The organism is Kitasatospora sp. NPDC088351, from assembly GCF_040685575.1.
Lineage (GTDB): Bacteria > Actinomycetota > Actinomycetes > Streptomycetales > Streptomycetaceae > Kitasatospora.
In genome coordinates this window covers 62,883-78,022 of record NZ_JBFBIL010000019.1, presented here as the reverse complement: position 1 = coordinate 78,022, position 15,140 = coordinate 62,883, and the positions used below count along the sequence as shown (strand labels likewise).

11 protein-coding genes and 1 riboswitch are annotated in these 15,140 nt (G+C 72.8%); of the genes, 2 read left to right on the top strand and 9 right to left on the bottom strand.

The genetic code is table 11. The features are described 5' to 3' along the window. Positions 1 to 23 precede the first annotated feature (23 nt). Positions 24 to 188, bottom strand: a riboswitch (cobalamin riboswitch). Positions 189 to 468: 280 nt separating this feature from the next. Next, the gene (locus tag AB0P06_RS16535) at positions 469 to 1,584 is read left to right on the top strand and encodes a hypothetical protein (protein ID WP_363607977.1); all 1,116 of its coding nucleotides are present in this window, start codon (positions 469 to 471) and stop codon (positions 1,582 to 1,584) included. Between the two features lie 430 nt (positions 1,585 to 2,014). Then, entirely contained in the window at positions 2,015 to 3,289 is a 1,275-nt protein-coding gene (locus AB0P06_RS16530) for a hypothetical protein (RefSeq protein WP_363607976.1), read from the top strand. Positions 3,290 to 3,395: 106 nt separating this feature from the next. Here the strand turns inward: AB0P06_RS16530 and AB0P06_RS16525 are convergent, their stop codons facing one another. The 9 genes from AB0P06_RS16525 to AB0P06_RS16485 all read right to left on the bottom strand — a co-directional run bounded on the left by AB0P06_RS16525 (position 3,396) and on the right by AB0P06_RS16485 (position 15,025). Then, positions 3,396 to 4,220, bottom strand: a complete 825-nt coding sequence (locus AB0P06_RS16525) for a CDP-alcohol phosphatidyltransferase family protein (protein WP_363608014.1) — start codon at positions 4,218 to 4,220, stop codon at positions 3,396 to 3,398. A 40-nt stretch (positions 4,221 to 4,260) separates the two neighbouring features. Further along, positions 4,261 to 4,953 carry a phosphatidylserine decarboxylase gene (locus AB0P06_RS16520; protein WP_363607975.1) on the bottom strand — a complete coding sequence of 231 codons (693 nt, stop codon included), beginning with the start codon at positions 4,951 to 4,953 and terminating at the stop codon, positions 4,261 to 4,263. A 497-nt stretch (positions 4,954 to 5,450) separates the two neighbouring features. Further along, the gene (locus AB0P06_RS16515) at positions 5,451 to 6,653 is read right to left on the bottom strand and encodes an acyl-CoA dehydrogenase family protein (protein WP_363607974.1); all 1,203 of its coding nucleotides are present in this window, start codon (positions 6,651 to 6,653) and stop codon (positions 5,451 to 5,453) included. Positions 6,654 to 6,813: 160 nt separating this feature from the next. Beyond that, positions 6,814 to 7,317 (bottom strand): MaoC family dehydratase, encoded by a 504-nt coding sequence (locus AB0P06_RS16510; protein WP_363607973.1) that lies wholly within the window; start codon positions 7,315 to 7,317, stop codon positions 6,814 to 6,816. A gap of 18 nt (positions 7,318 to 7,335) precedes the next feature. Continuing rightward, positions 7,336 to 8,322 (bottom strand): CoA ester lyase, encoded by a 987-nt coding sequence (locus AB0P06_RS16505; protein ID WP_363607972.1) that lies wholly within the window; start codon positions 8,320 to 8,322, stop codon positions 7,336 to 7,338. A 26-nt stretch (positions 8,323 to 8,348) separates the two neighbouring features. After that, positions 8,349 to 10,388 carry a protein meaA gene (locus AB0P06_RS16500; protein ID WP_363607971.1) on the bottom strand — a complete coding sequence of 680 codons (2,040 nt, stop codon included), beginning with the start codon at positions 10,386 to 10,388 and terminating at the stop codon, positions 8,349 to 8,351. Continuing rightward, on the bottom strand, positions 10,388 to 11,758 hold the full coding sequence (gene ccrA, locus AB0P06_RS16495) for a crotonyl-CoA carboxylase/reductase (protein WP_363607970.1): 1,371 nt from the start codon (positions 11,756 to 11,758) through the stop codon (positions 10,388 to 10,390). The genes AB0P06_RS16500 and ccrA overlap by 1 nt, the downstream gene beginning before the upstream one ends. Positions 11,759 to 12,149: 391 nt before the next feature. Next, complete coding sequence (locus AB0P06_RS16490) at positions 12,150 to 13,067, bottom strand: TetR family transcriptional regulator (protein WP_363607969.1); 918 nt, start codon at positions 13,065 to 13,067, stop codon at positions 12,150 to 12,152. Positions 13,068 to 13,249: 182 nt separating this feature from the next. Continuing rightward, entirely contained in the window at positions 13,250 to 15,025 is a 1,776-nt protein-coding gene (locus AB0P06_RS16485; protein ID WP_363607968.1) for a 3-hydroxybutyryl-CoA dehydrogenase, read from the bottom strand. Positions 15,026 to 15,140 lie beyond the last annotated feature (115 nt).

Sequence of the window (15,140 nt, the reverse complement as noted above, 5' to 3'; positions counted from 1 at the left end):
CTGGATCGACGTACCGGCGGCGAGAGTCTCCTGGCTTCCGGGTCCGACACACCCCCGGAGCCTCCAGCGGCTTCTGACGGCCCGCCGATGGGCCCCTCCTGCCTGTTGGCGGGCAAGGAGGGAATTGATCCGAGCGTGCTCCCCGGTGACAGTGGCGGGACCGCGCCGGACTCGCACCGGCTTCCTCTGCATGCCTCCGTTTGGCTGAAGGATCCCATCACGCGGCCGAACCGGGAGTCAACCAAGGTCACGGAGGGGTTGGTCACACGGCCCGCCCGCGCGCCGCCTCCGCGGGTCGGTGTCGCGGGGGTGCGGAGAGGGCGCGATCGCCCGGCCGCAGGTGGAGGCCGCGGCCCCCGCTGTCCCGTCCGGCGTGACACCCGGTCGGCCCATGCCCGGTGGCCCCGGTCCGGTCCCGCGAGTGGACTGGTGGGTGCCCAGTCCGCGATCAACAGAGCGGGGAGCGATATGCGTTGGGGAACCGCGGCCGCCGTGGCGGCCGCCGCCGTCGGCACCGGGGCCGCCGTACTGCTGGCCGGGCGCAGGGCCGTCCAGCGGATGCTCCACCCGGCGGCCGTTTCCCGGCCGCAGGCGGGCCCCGTCACGGTGCGGAGCCTGGCCGTCGGGCGGGCCACCTTCACCCGCAGCCCGGAGAGCACCCGCCCCGGCCGCTGGGCCGTCGAGTGGGACGAGGGCGGCCACGCGGTGGTCGACGAGATCCTGCACGCCGACGAACAGGGCGTCACCCGCCGACTGGTCCGCGCCGACCGGGGCGCCCTGACACCCGGCACCGAGGTCCGCTTCACCCCCCGGGTCCACCTCGGCGACCCGACCGGCGCGCTCGGCCTGCCCTACGTCGAGACCGCCGCCGAGGGTGAGCTGGGCGCCCTGCCCGCCTGGCGGCTCGACGGCAAACGCGGCACCTGGGTGATCCTGGTGCACGGCCCGGGCGCCGACCGGCAGCAGACGCTCCCGGTGTTGCCCGTGCTGCACCGTCTCGGTCTGCCCGCCCTCGCCGTCACCTACCGGGGAGACCGGGGCGCGCCGGCCGCGCCGGACGGCCTCGACGACTTCGGCGAGACCGAGTGGCGGGACGTCGAGGCGGCAGTGCGGCTGGCCCTGGACAGCGGCGCCGGCCGGGTCGTCCTACACGGCTGGTCGCTCGGCGCCACGATGGTGCTGCAGACCGCCGCCCGGTCCGCCTGGACCTCGGCGATCAGCGGCCTGGTACTGGACTCCCCGGTGCTCGACCGGCCGGTCTTCGCCCGCCGGGGCGCCACCCGGGCCGGGTTCGGCCGTACGGCCGCCGGGCCGGGCGTGCTCGCCGCCGAGGGCCGGACCGGGGTGGACCTGGCCGACTTCGCGCGGCTCGCCGAGGGCACCGACCTGCGGGTGCCCACCATGGTGCTGCACAGCCCCGACGACCCGGTGGCGCCCTGGCGGGCCGCCGCCCGGCTCGCCGACCGCCGCTTCGACCTGGTCAGCCTCCAGGCCTTCCCCGGCGCCGACCACGCCGCCCTCTGGAACGCCGACCCCGACCGCTATGAAGAGCTGTTGCGCCGCTGGCTCACGCCGTTGCTCTGACGACGGCTCCGGCCGGCCGTCCGGCAGCTCCCTCCGGCCCGGCCGGCCGACCGCTCTGACCTGGCGTGTTCGCGTCATGCAGATCCGGCCAGGCGGTTTGGCCTCTGTTGCCCGATCTTGTCGACCCGCCGCGACCGCCCTTCCGGAGTCCGTGGCCAACCGGATGTGACAGAAGGCCGGTACAAGGGGAAGACTGCTCGACGTGACGTCTCGGAACCCGCGCGACCGTGATGCCCCGCTCCCGCCGACGATCGGTACCGGTGCGACGGTGACCCGTCTCCCCGGAACGGCCCACCGCCCCGCCGGCATCAGGCCGGGCGCTCCCGGCGTACCCCGCCGACGAGGCCCCGCACCCGCTCCCGGCCGAGGCCGGGTCCCCGTACCGGAGGGCTTCCCGGCCCCCGCCGAGCTCGCTCCGCTGGCCCGTCGGATGCTCGTCGACGCCGTCCGGATCGCCCGCTGGGCCGGCGAACTCTCCGAGGTCGACAAGCGCGGCGAACTGCTCCCCGAGGACGCCCGCGCCGCCGGCCGGGCACTCGCCATGACGGTGGGCGCCGCGGCCCGGGCCTGGGGCCAGGCCCTGCTGGTCGGCCTGGTCGAGGCCAGGGACGGCGGCGCCGCCCCCGGCTGGCGCCTGCACGCCTGGGAGCACGACGACGAGGCCGTGGTCCGCGGCTGGTCGGCGCTGTTCGACGCCTGGACGCTGCTCGCCCCCGTCCCGCCCGCCGCGCTGCGCGGCGTCTTCGCGGTGCTCGCCGGGCAGGCCGTCGACCAGGCGCCGCAGCTGCTCTCCTTCCTGCACCTGGTGGCCGGCCCGGTCGCCGACAGCGAACTGCTGGAGCTGCTGCGCCGGGGCCTGGACGAGCGCCGGGTCGGCGGTGGCGCCGGTGCGCTGGGCCTCTCGCCCATCCCGCACGCCGCCTCCGCCGTGTCCGCCGTCCGCGGCACCTGCCGCGAGCCGCAGATCGACACCCCGGCCGCGCCGTCCGACGTCGCCGCCGTCCTGGACTGGATGCTGGACGGCCTGGCCGCCGTCGGCGCCGTGGTCCGCCGGGACGAGGCCGCCGAACTCTCGCCGCTCGGGCACTGGGCGGTGCGGGCCAAGCTGGAGGAGATCTGCACCGTCGCGCAGACCGCCGCCGGCCACATCGAGCAGAGCGCCTTCGAACTGCTCAACGCCTGCGCCGACTACTCGCCGGGCCCGGCCCGGGCCGAGTTCCGCGCCTGGGTCGCCGCCCGTCCGGCCGACCGGGCCGTGGCCGAGCTGCTGGACGCCGCCCAGGGCGACGACGCGCTGGTCCGCGGCCTGGCCTTCGAGGCGCTCCGGGTGGCCGGCAGCACCGCCGAACAGGCCGTCCGCGCCGCGGTGGACGAGCCGGTGCTGCGCCCGTACGCGCTGCTCTGGCTGGCCGAGCAGTCGGACGAGGGGGTCTCCCCGGCCGATGTGCTGGGCGCGGAGGACGCCGCCTGGCTCTGGGTGGACACCGCCGCCGCCGTACTCGACCACGGGGAGACGGATCTGCTGGTCGGCCATGTCGAGGGCGCCTCGGCGGGTGACCCGGTCCGGCTGTTCGCCCGCGCCAGGCAGTCCGGGCACCCCCGGGCCGCCTCGGTGCTGACCGCCGTCTCCGGTGTCCACCCGGACCCGGGCGTGGCCCGCGCGGCCCGCCGTTCGGCGTTCAGCGTCCACCGCGGCGGGGCGTAACCCGGCCGGCGGTCCCCAGGCTCCAGGGCTCAGGGCCCAGGACATGACGGAGGGCCCGGATCCAGTGGATCCGGGCCCTCCGTCATGCGGTCGCGCGTGCGGCCGGTCAGCCGATCCGGGACTCCGCGCGGCGGGCGCGGACGTCGCCGACCTTCTGGCCCACCTTGCGGCGGATGACCAGCAGCGGAGCCATCGCGGCCAGCGTGATCTGGGCGAAGGCGCCGATGTGCAGCAGCATGTCGCCGCCGGGCAGGCCGGTCGCCCAGGCCGCCAGGCAGCCGATCGAGACCACGATCCAGCAGAGCGTGGCGGTGGCCAGCAGCCCCTGCGGCTTCGGGTACTCGATGCGGCTCATCATCAGGTACGCGGTGCCCGCGATGGCCAGCAGGCCGGGCAGGAACGGCGGGTCCAGCAGCACGATGGCGATCACCGTCATGGCGCCCATCGGGCAGGGCATGCCCTGGAACACCCCCGGGCGCATCTTCACGGCCGAGAAGCGGGCCAGCCGCAGCACCACCGACAGCAGGACCGTCAGTGCGATCAGGGCGGAGAGCCGGCTGTCGGAGCCCGGCGAGACCATGCCCCAGACCGCGACGAAGTAGGCCGGCGCGATGCCGAAGCTGATCAGGTCGGCCAGGTTGTCGAGTTCGGCCCCGAGGGCGGAGGAGCGCAGCTTGCGCGCCACCAGCCCGTCGAAGAGGTCGCACATCGAGCCGATCAGCAGCAGCGTCACCGCGGTGGCGGCGCTGTGCCGGTCCGGAGCGACGTCCGGGTTGGTGATGTGCGGGACCAGGACCCCGGTGGTGATCGAGTAGATCGCCAGGAAGCCGCAGACGGCGTTCCCCAGGGTCAGGAAGTCGGCGGTGGACAGGTGCTGCGGAGAACGCGGAGCACGCAGCTCGCGGTCGCGCGCCCAGCGGCGGCGGCGCAGAACCGTCTCCTCGTCGTCCAGGCCGACGATCGTCTCAGGATCAGTCACGGTCAAGGCGCGTCACCCCGGCTGTGGTCTTCTGGCCGACCTCGACGCCGACCTCGACGCCGGCCGGCAGGTAGGTGTCGACCCGGGACCCGAACCGGATCAGACCGATCCGATCGCCCTGCTCGACCTTGGTTCCGGCCTCGACGTACGGCACGATCCGGCGGGCCACGGCCCCCGCGATCTGCACCATCTCGATGTCGCCGAGCTCGGTGTCGAAGTGCCAGACGACCCGCTCGTTCTGGTCGCTGTCCTTGTTGAACGCGGGCACGAAGCCGCCCGCCACGTGCTCGACCGACGTGACCGTGCCCGGCAGCGGCGCGCGGTTCACGTGGACGTTGAGCGGGCTCATGAAGATCGCGACCCGGGTGCGGCCGTCCGGCCAGGCGTCGATGCTCTGCACCACGCCGTCGGCGGGGGAGATCACTCTGCCCGTGCCGATCTCACGCTCGGGGTCGCGGAAGAACCACAGCATGCCCGCGCCGAGCGCGCAGGCGGGTACCGCCGCCAGGGCCCACTTGCCGCTGCGCCGGGTGAGCGCGGTGGTCACGGCGGCCGTGGCGAGGGTGGGGACGAACCAGGGGGTGGCTCCGCGCGCGATGGTCACGCGGGGTCGCCGACCGGCCGTCGGAGCGGCGAGGGCATCGCCTTCCGGGACGGAGGTGTGAGGGGACGGGCTGATGGGCATCGAAGACCTTTGTCGCGGGGGATCATGGCCGCTGGACGGGGGCCACCGCGGGGATCGAGTAATAAAGGGACGGCTGCTGTCCCGGTGGATGCTATCGGGAGCACACGGTGGGTGGGCAACCCGCCTGCTCGTTCATGTGTCCTGTGCGCGGCGTTCGCGCGCCTTCTGTGTGTACGACCGTAGCTCGCCCCGGTCCGGTTCCCAAGGGTCCTGACGAGGCCGGTGACTCTTGTCTCAACGGGCGTCCCGGAGGAACCGGGGACCGCCAAGGGCGTGTCGCGGACGCGCGGAAGCGGCCGCCGGGCGTGTGACAGCAGTTGTACGCCCTGCGGCCGCTTCCGGAAGGCCGTGCCGGACTCCCGGCGGACCAGGCCGGGGTTCCTGGTGGCACGGCGCGGTGCCGGGACGGGCCCGCACGCCCGTCGACCGGCCGTCACCGGGTCGGTTGAGTCGCCTGCCCGGGGAGACCCCCGCTCGGCGCGTCCCCCGCCCGGGGGTCACTCCGCGATGCGGTACTCCTCCAGCAGCCGGCGTCCGATGATCATCTTCTGGATCTCCGCAGTACCTTCACCGATGAGCAGCATCGGGGCCTCCCGGTAGAGGCGCTCGATCTCGTACTCCTTGGAGAAACCGTAGCCGCCGTGGATGCGGAAGGCGTCCTCGACGACCTCCTTGCAGTACTCGGAGGCGAGGTACTTGGCCATCCCCGCCTCCAGGTCGTTGCGCTCGCCGCCGTCCTTCTTCCGGGCGGCCATCACCATCATCTGATGGGCGGCCTCCACCTTGGTGGCCATCTCGGCGAGCTTGAACTGGATCGCCTGGTGCTCGGCGATCTTCTTGCCGAAGGTGGAGCGCTGCTGGGCGTAGGAGACGCCCAGCTCGAAGGCGCGGCGGGCGACGCCGCAGCCGCGGGCGGCCACGTTGACCCGGCCGACCTCGACGCCGTCCATCATCTGGTAGAAGCCCCGGCCCGGGACGCCGCCGAGGACGCGGTCGGCCGGGACGCGGACGTCCTGCAGCACCAGCTCGGTGGTGTCGACGCCCTTGTATCCCATCTTCTCGATCTTCCCGGGCACGGTCAGGCCGGGGACGGACGGGTTCGGGCCGAAGCCCGCCGTCTTCTCGATCAGGAAGGTGGTCATGTTCTTGTACGGGGTGCTGCCGCCCTCGTCGGTCTTGCAGAGCACCGCGACCAGGGTGGAGGTGCCGCCGTTGGTGAGCCACATCTTCTGGCCGTTGAGGACGTAGCAGTCGCCGTCCCGGACCCCCTTGGTGGAGATCGCGGAAACGTCGGAGCCGAGGCCCGGTTCGGACATCGAGAAGGCGCCGCGGATCTCGCCGGCCGCCATTTTCGGCAGAAAGTAGTCCTTCTGCTCCTGGGTGCCGTGCGCGTTGATCATGTGCGCGACGATGAAGTGGGTGTTGACGATTCCGGATACCGACATCCAGCCGCGGGCGATCTCCTCCACCACCAGGGCGTAGGTCAGCAGCGACTCCCCGAGGCCGCCGTACTCCTCGGGGATGGTGAGGCCGAAGAGGCCGAGCTGCCTCATCCCCTCGACGATGGCGGTCGGGTACTCGTCCCGGTGCTCCAGCTCGGTCGCGACCGGAATGATCTCCTTGTCGACGAAATCCCGCACGGTGGCGAGGATGTCCCGCTGGATCTCGGTGAGGCCGTCGGTCTGTGCGAGGCGTCCCATCGTGCGGCTCCTGTGGAGAAGAGGAAGAGGGTGGGGGTGAGGGCGGAAGAGCGGGGGGGGGGGGGGGATTGCCGGGGGCCCCGCCGGCGTGGCTGCGGCAGCAGGGCCCCCGTACCGGGGTGGGGTTCGGCCGATGACGGCGGCCTACCCGTCCGGGGTCCTAGGGCTGCGGGGTGGGGCGCCCGGGCTGTTCGCCCCCGCGCTCCTTGGTGTAGGTCTCGGTCGGCACCATCACCTTGCGGCGGAAGACGCAGACGACGGTGCCGTCCTGCTTGTAGCCCTTGGTCTCGACGTGGACGATGCCCCGGTCGTCCTTGGACTTGGACGGCCACTTGTCGAGCACGGTCGTCTCGCCGTAGACGGTGTCGCCGTGGAAGGTCGGCGCGATGTGCCGCAGCGACTCGACCTCCAGGTTGGCGATGGCCTTCCCGGAGACGTCCGGGACGGACATGCCGAGCAGCAGGGAGTAGACGTAGTTGCCCACCACGACGTTCTTGCCGAAGTCCGTCGTCTTCTCGGCGTAGTTGGTGTCCAGGTGGAGCGGGTGGTGGTTCATGGTGAGCAGACAGAAGAGGTGGTCGTCGTACTCGGTGACCGTCTTGCCGGGCCAGTGCTTGTAGACCGCGCCGACCTCGAACTCCTCGTAGGTGCGTCCGAACTGCATGATCAGGGCTCCTGGGGGTCAGGCCTGCGGGGGCTCGAACGTGGAGGTGCGCTTGAGACCGGCGGCGCGGCCCTTGCCGGCGATGACCAGTGCCATCTTCCGGCTGGCCTCGTCGATCATCTCGTCGCCGAGCATGGCGGAGCCCTTGGCGCCGCCCTCCTCGGAGGTGCACCAGTCGTAGGCGTCGAGGATCAGCTCGGCGTGGTCGTAGTCCTCCTGCGCGGGCGAGAAGATCTCGTTCGCGGCGGCGACCTGGTCGGGGTGGAGTACCCACTTGCCGTCGAAGCCGAGCGCGGCGGCGCGGCCGGCCACCTCGCGGTAGCCCTCCTGGTTGCGGATCTGGAGGTAGGGGCCGTCGATCGCCTGGAGGTCGTTGGCCCGGGCGGCCATCAGGATGCGCATCAGGATGTAGTGGTAGGCGTCGGCCGGGTAGCCGGCCGGCTGCTCGCCGACCGCCAGGGACTTCATGTTGATCGAGGCCATGAAGTCGGCCGGGCCGAAGATGATCGTCTCCAGCCGGGGCGAGGCCGTGGCGATGGCGTCGACGTTGATCAGGCCCTTGGCGTTCTCGATCTGCGCCTCGATGCCGATCCGGCCGACCTCGAAGCCCATGGTCTTCTCGATCTGGGTGAGCAGCAGATCGAGGGCCCTGACCTGCTCGGCGTCCTGGACCTTCGGCAGCATGATGCAGTCGAGGTTCGGGCCGGCGCCCTCGACGACGGTGATCACGTCGCGGTACGTCCAGTGGGTGGTCCAGTCGTTGACGCGGACGACGCGGGTCTTGCCGCCCCAGTCGCCGTTGTTCAGCGCGTCGACGATGGAGTGCCGGGCGCTCTCCTTGACCAGCGGGGCGCAGGCGTCCTCGAGGTCGAGGAAGACCTGGTCGGCGGGCAGGCCCTGGGCCTTCTCCAGGAAGCGCGGGTTGCTGCCCGGTACCGCGAGGCAGGAGCGGCGGGGGCGGAGCCGGTCGAAGGCGGCGGCGGGCGTCGGGCTGGCGTTGCTCATGAGGGCGGGTCAGTTCCTTCCGGGGGTCAGCTGGTGGTCGCGGCGGGCTCGGGCGTCCACGGCTGGAGCCTGTTGGCCAGCCGGATCTCATCCACGATCCGGCCGATGATGGTCGTGATGCCGAAGTCCTTCGGGGTGAACACGGCGGCGACGCCGGCGGCCTTGAGGGCCTCGCCGTCCGCTGCCGGGATGATGCCACCCACGATCACCGGGACATCCTCCACCCCGGCGCGGTGCAGCCGCCGCAGTACGTCGGGAACCAGCTCGGTGTGGGCGCCGGAGAGGATCGACAGGCCCACGCAGTGCACGTCCTCGGCGACGGCGGCGGAGACGATCTGCTCGGGTGTCAGCCGGATGCCCTGGTAGACCACCTCGAACCCGGCGTCCCGGGCGCGGACGGCGATCTGCTCGGCGCCGTTGGAGTGCCCGTCCAGCCCGGGTTTGCCGACCAGCAGCCGCAGCTTGCCGGCGCCGAGCTCGGCGGCCGTCGCGGCCACCGCGGCGCGGACCGCGGCCAGCTCGCCGCCCGGCTCGGCCGCGACCGCGACCGGGGCGCCGCCGACGCCGGTGGGCGCGCGGTACTCGCCGAAGACCTCGCGCAGGGCGAAGGCCCACTCGCCGGTGGTGACCCCGGCCCGGGCGCAGTCGAGCGTCGGCGCCATCAGGTTGGCGTCGGTGGCGGCGACGGCCTTGAGCTCCTCCAGCGCCCGCTGGGCGGCGGCCTCGTCGCGCCGGGCGCGCCAGTCCTCCAGCGCGGCGAGCACGGACTGCTCGGCGGCCGGGTCGACCACCATGATCGCGGTGTCGAGGTCGGCCGTGAGCGGGCTCTCCTCGGTGGTGTCGAAGCAGTTGACCCCGACGATCTTGTCCTCGCCGGACTCGATCCTGGCCCGGCGGGCGGCGTGCGAGGCGACCAGGCTGGACTTGAGGTAGCCGGACTCGACGGCCGGGATGATGCCCCGGTTGCCCGCCCGGGCGCCCATCTCCAGCACCTTGGCGATCTCGGCCTCGGCGCCGGCCAGCAGCTCGGCGGTCTTGGCCTCGACCACCTCGGAGCCGTTGAAGAGGTCCCCGTACTCCAGCAGGTCGGACTCGTAGGCGAGCACCTGCTGGATTCGCAGCGACCACTGCTGGTCCCAGGGGCGGGGCAGGCCGAGCGCCTCGTTCCACGCGGGCAGCTGGACGGCCCGGGCGCGGGCGTCCTTGGAGAGCGTGACGGCGAGCATCTCCAGCACGATCCGCTGGACGTTGTTCTCCGGCTGGGCCTCGGTCAGGCCCAGCGAGTTGACCTGGACGCCGTAGCGGAAGCGGCGCTGCTTGGCGTCCTGGATGCCGTAGCGCTCCAGTGTGACCTTCTCCCAGAGCCGGGCGAAGGCGCGCATCTTGCACATCTCCTCGACGAAGCGCACGCCGGCGTTGACGAAGAAGGAGATCCGGGCGACCACCTCGCCCATCCGCTCGGCCGGCACCTGGCCGGAGTCGCGGACCGCGTCCAGCACCGAGATGGCGGTGCACATCGCGTAGGCGATCTCCTGGACCGGGGTGGCACCGGCCTCCTGGAGGTGGTAGCTGCAGATGTTGATCGGGTTCCACTTGGGGAGGCGCCCGACCGTGTAGGCGATCATGTCGGTGATCAGGCGCACCGAGGGGCCCGGCGGGAAGACGTGCGTCCCCCGCGAGAGGTACTCCTTGACGATGTCGTTCTGGGTGGTGCCGGTGAGCCCGGAGATGTCGGCGCCCTGCTCCTCGGCGACCACCTGGTAGAGCGCCAGCAGCCACATCGCGGTGGCGTTGATCGTCATCGAGGTGTTGGTCCGGTCGAGCGGGATGCCCTCGAACAGGGTGCGCATGTCCCCGACGTGGCCGACCGGGACGCCGACCCGGCCGACCTCGCCGCGGGCGAGGACGTGGTCGGAGTCGTAGCCGGTCTGGGTCGGCAGGTCGAAGGCGACGGAGAGACCGGTCTGACCCTTCGCCAGGTTCCGCCGGTAGAGGGCGTTGGAGTCGCTCGCGGTGGAGTGGCCGGCGTAGGTCCGCATCAGCCAGGGGCGGTCGCGGTCTGCCATCAGAGGCCCCGGCTCGGCTCTGCCGCCCGCTCGGAGACCTCGCGGAACAGGTTGATGGCCGGCAGGTGCTTCGCGCGCAGCTCGGCGTCGCGCACGCCCAGGCCCTCGGCGGGGGCGAGGCAGAGCACGCCGACCTTGCCCTGGTGCTTGTTGTGGTGGACGTCGAGGGCGGCCTGGCCGGTCTGCTCCAGCGGGTAGACCTTGGACAGCGTCGGGTGGATCTTCCCCTTGGCGATCAGGCGGTTGGCCTCCCAGGCCTCGCGGTAGTTGGCGAAGTGCGAGCCGACGATGCGCTTGAGCGACATCCACAGGTACCGGTTGTCGTACGAGTGCATGTAGCCGGAGGTGGAGGCGCAGGTGACGATGGTGCCGCCCTTGCGGGTGACGTAGACGCTCGCGCCGAAGGTCTCGCGGCCGGGGTGCTCGAAGACGATGTCCACGTCCTCGCCGCCGGTCAGCTCGCGGATCCGCCCGCCGAGGCGCTTCCACTCGCGCGGGTCCTGGGTGTTCTCGTCCTTCCAGAACCGGTAGCCCTCGGCGGAGCGGTCGATGATCGCCTCGGCGCCCATCGCCCGGCAGATCTCGGCCTTCTGGTCGTTGGAGACCACACAGATCGGGGTGGCGCCACCGGCCAGCGCGTACTGGGTGGCGTACGAGCCGAGGCCGCCGCTGGCGCCCCAGATCAGCACGTTGTCGCCCTGCTTCAGGCCCGCGCCGTTCTGCGAGACCAGCTGGCGGTAGGCGGTGGAGTTGACCAGACCGGGGGAGGCGGCCTCCTCCCAGGTCAGGTGGGCGGGCTTGGGCATCAGCTGGTTGGTCTTCACCAGGGCCAGCTGGGCCAGGCCGCCGAAGTTGGTCTCGAAGCCCCAGATCCGCTGCTCCGGGTCCATCATCGTGTCGTTGTGGCCGTCGGAGGACTCCAGCTCGACCGAGAGGCAGTGGGCGACCACCTCGTCGCCCGGCTTCCAGGCGTTGACCCCGGCGCCGGTGCGCAGGACCACGCCCGCGAGGTCCGAGCCGACCACGTGGTACGGCAGGTCGTGGCGCCTGGTGAGCGGCGAGAGGCGGCCGTAGCGCTCCAGGAAGCCGAAGGTGGAGACCGGTTCGAAGATCGAGCTCCACACCGTGTTGTAGTTCACGGCGCTGGCCATGACGGCGACCAGCGCCTCGCCGGGGCCCAGCTCGGGCAGGGCGACCTCGTCGAGGTGGAGGGACGTGCGGGGGTCCTTGTCGCGGCTGTCGAGGCCCGCGAACATCTGCTCCTCGTCCTTGTGGAGCGTCACCGCCCGGTAGGACTCCGGCAGTCTGAGCGCGGCGAAGTCCGCGGACGTGCTGTCGGAGCTGAGGATCGCGTCGAGGATTTCCTTCATGGCTGCCTCCGAAGGCGTACCTGTGCCGAGGGAGCACAGGGCGTCTGGGGGAGCCGGGAGCGGACACCGGCTTCGCTGAGGTGGGTGGTGGGTGGTCTGGCGGGGTGGGCCTGGCGTGCGCCCGGCTGGTGCCTGGCGTAGGGCAGAGCTCCCGGGGTGTGGGAACGCCGGACGACGGCGCGCCGAGGTGGGAGCCGCGGCGCCGCGACTGGTGGGTAACAAGGTAGTGGCACCCTGTGCCACGCGTAAAGACACCGGGTGTCATCAATTCGGGTGAACCGGATCCGTGTTCGACCGGGTGCCCGCAGGCGCGGAAGGGGCCCGCGCCGACCCTCCGGCGCGGGCCCCCAAAGCCCTGTGAAACCGCTTCGACCTGCGAAGACGCTGCTGCTCAGGCCTCCTTGGCGCTGATCAGCGCAGCCCTGATGCTGTCCACCACCACGTCCAGCGGGGCGTCCGTCCTGGCCACTGTGATGAGCACCTCACCTCCGGGGCTGGCACTCAGTGCGCTCCGGGCCGCCGTCTCCAGCGGCGTCGCACTGGCACCGGGTGCCACCAGCGACCCACGCCGTCGCGGGCCGGGCTCCGAGGCGGCCCAGAAGGTCCGCCGGATCACCTCGAAGGAGTGGTCCAGCTGCGCCTCCACGTCCCCCCGCCCGCCGGCCCGCAGCCAGCGCCGCAGCACGTGGTTGTGCGCCGCCACGACCGCCGCCGCCGAGACCTCGGCCAGCATCGAGTCGTCCTCACCGCCGCGCTGCCAGCCCGACGGGATGGACTCGCGGGTGTCGAACCGCCCCAGCAGATAGCGGGTGAACAACCGCTCGTACCGGGCCACCACCGCGATCTCCCGCTCGCGCAGCGCCGGGACCTGACGGATCAGCTGGTACCGCGCGACCGACACCGAGGGGGTGGAGGCGTACATCCGCAGCACCTCCTTGATGCCCCGGCAGACCACGTCCAGCGGGTGCTCCTCGGGCTCGGCGCTGGCCAGCAGGTCGGCCACCCGGACCAGGGTGTCGTCGTGGTCCGGGAAGATCGCCTCCTCCTTGGACCGGAAGTACCGGAAGAAGGTGCGTCGGGCCACCCCGGCGGCCGCCGCGATCTGATCGACCGTGGTCTCCTCGTAGCCCTGCGAGGCGAACAGCTCCATCGCCGCCGTCGCCAGGTCCTGGCGCATCTGCTGGCGCTGCGCGGCCGCCCGGCGGCTGCCCGGGCCGGTGTCGGGGACGGCGGGGCCGGACCCGGCCGGCCGGTCGGCGCCGCGCGGTACGGCGGCGTGCTGTGGGGAGGCTGACTGAACCCGATCCATGTCCGGAACGCTACACGTCCCCGACGCCGGGGTGGCCGGCCTTCCCCGGCGCACCGGCGGAACCGGGCCGGTCACGGCCGGTCTCGGCCACCGGGCGGCCACCGCCCCGGGGCTCCAGCCGGGCGGCGGGGACCCGTGCGGCACCGCGCCGCGGGGCCCGGCGCCCCCGGTCGACGGCGCGGTCACCGGCGCGCGTGGTCGCGGAAGCCGCGGCCGGTCTTGCGGCCCAGGCAGCCGGCCGCCACCAGGTGCTCCAGCAGTGGCGCCGCCGCCAGACCCGGCTCGCGGAACTCCTGGTGCAGCACCTGCTCGATGGTCAGCGAGACGTCCAGGCCGACCACGTCCAGCAGTTCGAACGGACCCATCGGATAGCCGCAGCCCAGCTTCATCGCGGTGTCGATGTCGTCCACCGTCGCGTAGTGCTCCTGCAGCATCCGCACCGCGTCGTTCAGGTACGGGAAGAGCAGCGCGTTCACGATGAACCCGGCCCGGTCGCCGCACTCCACGGGGTGCTTGCGCACCGCCGCGCACAGCTCCAGCACGGTCGTGGTGACGTCCGGCGCGGTCAGCACCGTGGAGACCACCTCGACCAGCCGCATCGCCGGCGCCGGGTTGAAGAAGTGCATCCCGATCACGTCCTGCGGCCGCGAGGTGGCCGTGGCGCAGCTGATCACCGGCAGCGAGGAGGTGGTGGTGGCGAGCACCGCGCCGGGCTTGACGATCTTGTCCAGGGTGGCGAACAGCTCGCGCTTGACCGCCAGGTCCTCGGCCACCGCCTCGACCACCAGGTCCACCCCGGCCAGCTCGGTGTACCGGTCGACCGGTGTCACCAGCGCCAGCGCCGCGTCCCGCTGGTCCGCCGTCAGCCGGCCCCGGGAGACCGAGCGCTCCAGCGACCCGGCGAGCCGCGCCTTGGCCCGGTCGGCCTTCTCCTGGCCGCGGGCGGCCAGCAGCACCGGGTACCCGGCCTTGGCGAACACCTCGGCGATGCCGGTGGCCATGGTGCCCGAGCCGCAGACTCCGACGTCGCGCACCTCCCGGCCCGGCACCCGCGCCGCGGTGCCGGCGGTCGCCGCGTCGACCGTCCTGGACGAGCCCGGCGCCTCGTAGGTGTAGAAGCCGCGGCCGGTCTTGCGGCCCAGCAGCCCGGCCGCCACCAGCTGGCCGAGGATCGGCGCGGGCGCGTGCAGCCGGTCCCTGGACTGCTCGTACATCGCCTCCAGCACGGTGCGGGCGGTGTCCACGCCGATCAGGTCGAGCAGCGCCAGCGGGCCCATCGGCAGGCCGCAGCCGAGCCGCATCGCGGCGTCGATGTCCTCCCGGGTGGCGTACCGGGACTCGTACATCGCGGCGGCCTGGTTCAGATAGGCGAAGAGCAGCCCGTTCACCACGAAGCCGGCCCGGTCGCCCGCCGCCACCGGCTCCTTGCCCAGGTCGCGGGAGAACGCGGCGGCGTCCTCGGCCACCTGCGGGGCGGTCAGCACGGTGCGGACCACCTCGACCAGCTTCATGGTGTGCACCGGGTTGAAGAAGTGCAGCCCCAGCACCCGCTCCGGGCGGGTGGTGGCGGCGGCGATCCGGGTCACCGACAGGGCGGTGGTGCCGGTGGCCAGCACCGTCTCCGCCGGGCAGATCCGGTCCAGTGCGGCGAACAGCTCCCGCTTCAGCTCCAGTTGCTCGGGGACCTCCTCGATCACCAGGTCCGCCGCCGCGGCGGCCTCCAGCGCGTGGCCCACCGAGATCAGCGCGAGCAGCGCGGCCCGCTCCTCGGCGGTGATCCGCGCACGGGCCACCGCGTGGGCGGTCGCCTCCTCGATCCGGGCCAGCGCCCGGGCGGCCGAGTCCGCGGTGGCCTCGATGCCGATCACCCGGCGGCCGCTCTTCGCGGCCGCGACCGCGACACCGGCACCCATCGTGCCGAGGCCGACCACGGCGACCGTGGGAAAGGGACGCTCCATCTGTCCTGACTCCTTGTCATGAAGGGCCCGCGCGCTCCGGCGGGCGCGCCGCCGCGCCCGTACACCGGGGACGGCCGCCGCCGGAGGAGGGTTCGCGCGCGGGGCTGGGGAGACG

Coding starts and splice junctions, on each gene's coding strand:
- AB0P06_RS16535 (WP_363607977.1), top strand. CDS start 469: ATGCGTTGGGGAACCGCGGCCGCCGTGGCGGCCGCCGCCGTCGGCACC.
- AB0P06_RS16490 (WP_363607969.1), bottom strand. CDS start 13,067: ATGGATCGGGTTCAGTCAGCCTCCCCACAGCACGCCGCCGTACCGCGC.
- AB0P06_RS16510 (WP_363607973.1), bottom strand. CDS start 7,317: ATGCAGTTCGGACGCACCTACGAGGAGTTCGAGGTCGGCGCGGTCTAC.
- AB0P06_RS16505 (WP_363607972.1), bottom strand. CDS start 8,322: ATGAGCAACGCCAGCCCGACGCCCGCCGCCGCCTTCGACCGGCTCCGC.
- ccrA (WP_363607970.1), bottom strand. CDS start 11,758: ATGAAGGAAATCCTCGACGCGATCCTCAGCTCCGACAGCACGTCCGCG.
- AB0P06_RS16520 (WP_363607975.1), bottom strand. CDS start 4,953: ATGCCCATCAGCCCGTCCCCTCACACCTCCGTCCCGGAAGGCGATGCC.
- AB0P06_RS16515 (WP_363607974.1), bottom strand. CDS start 6,653: ATGGGACGCCTCGCACAGACCGACGGCCTCACCGAGATCCAGCGGGAC.
- AB0P06_RS16485 (WP_363607968.1), bottom strand. CDS start 15,025: ATGGAGCGTCCCTTTCCCACGGTCGCCGTGGTCGGCCTCGGCACGATG.
- AB0P06_RS16500 (WP_363607971.1), bottom strand. CDS start 10,388: ATGGCAGACCGCGACCGCCCCTGGCTGATGCGGACCTACGCCGGCCAC.
- AB0P06_RS16530 (WP_363607976.1), top strand. CDS start 2,015: ATGCTCGTCGACGCCGTCCGGATCGCCCGCTGGGCCGGCGAACTCTCC.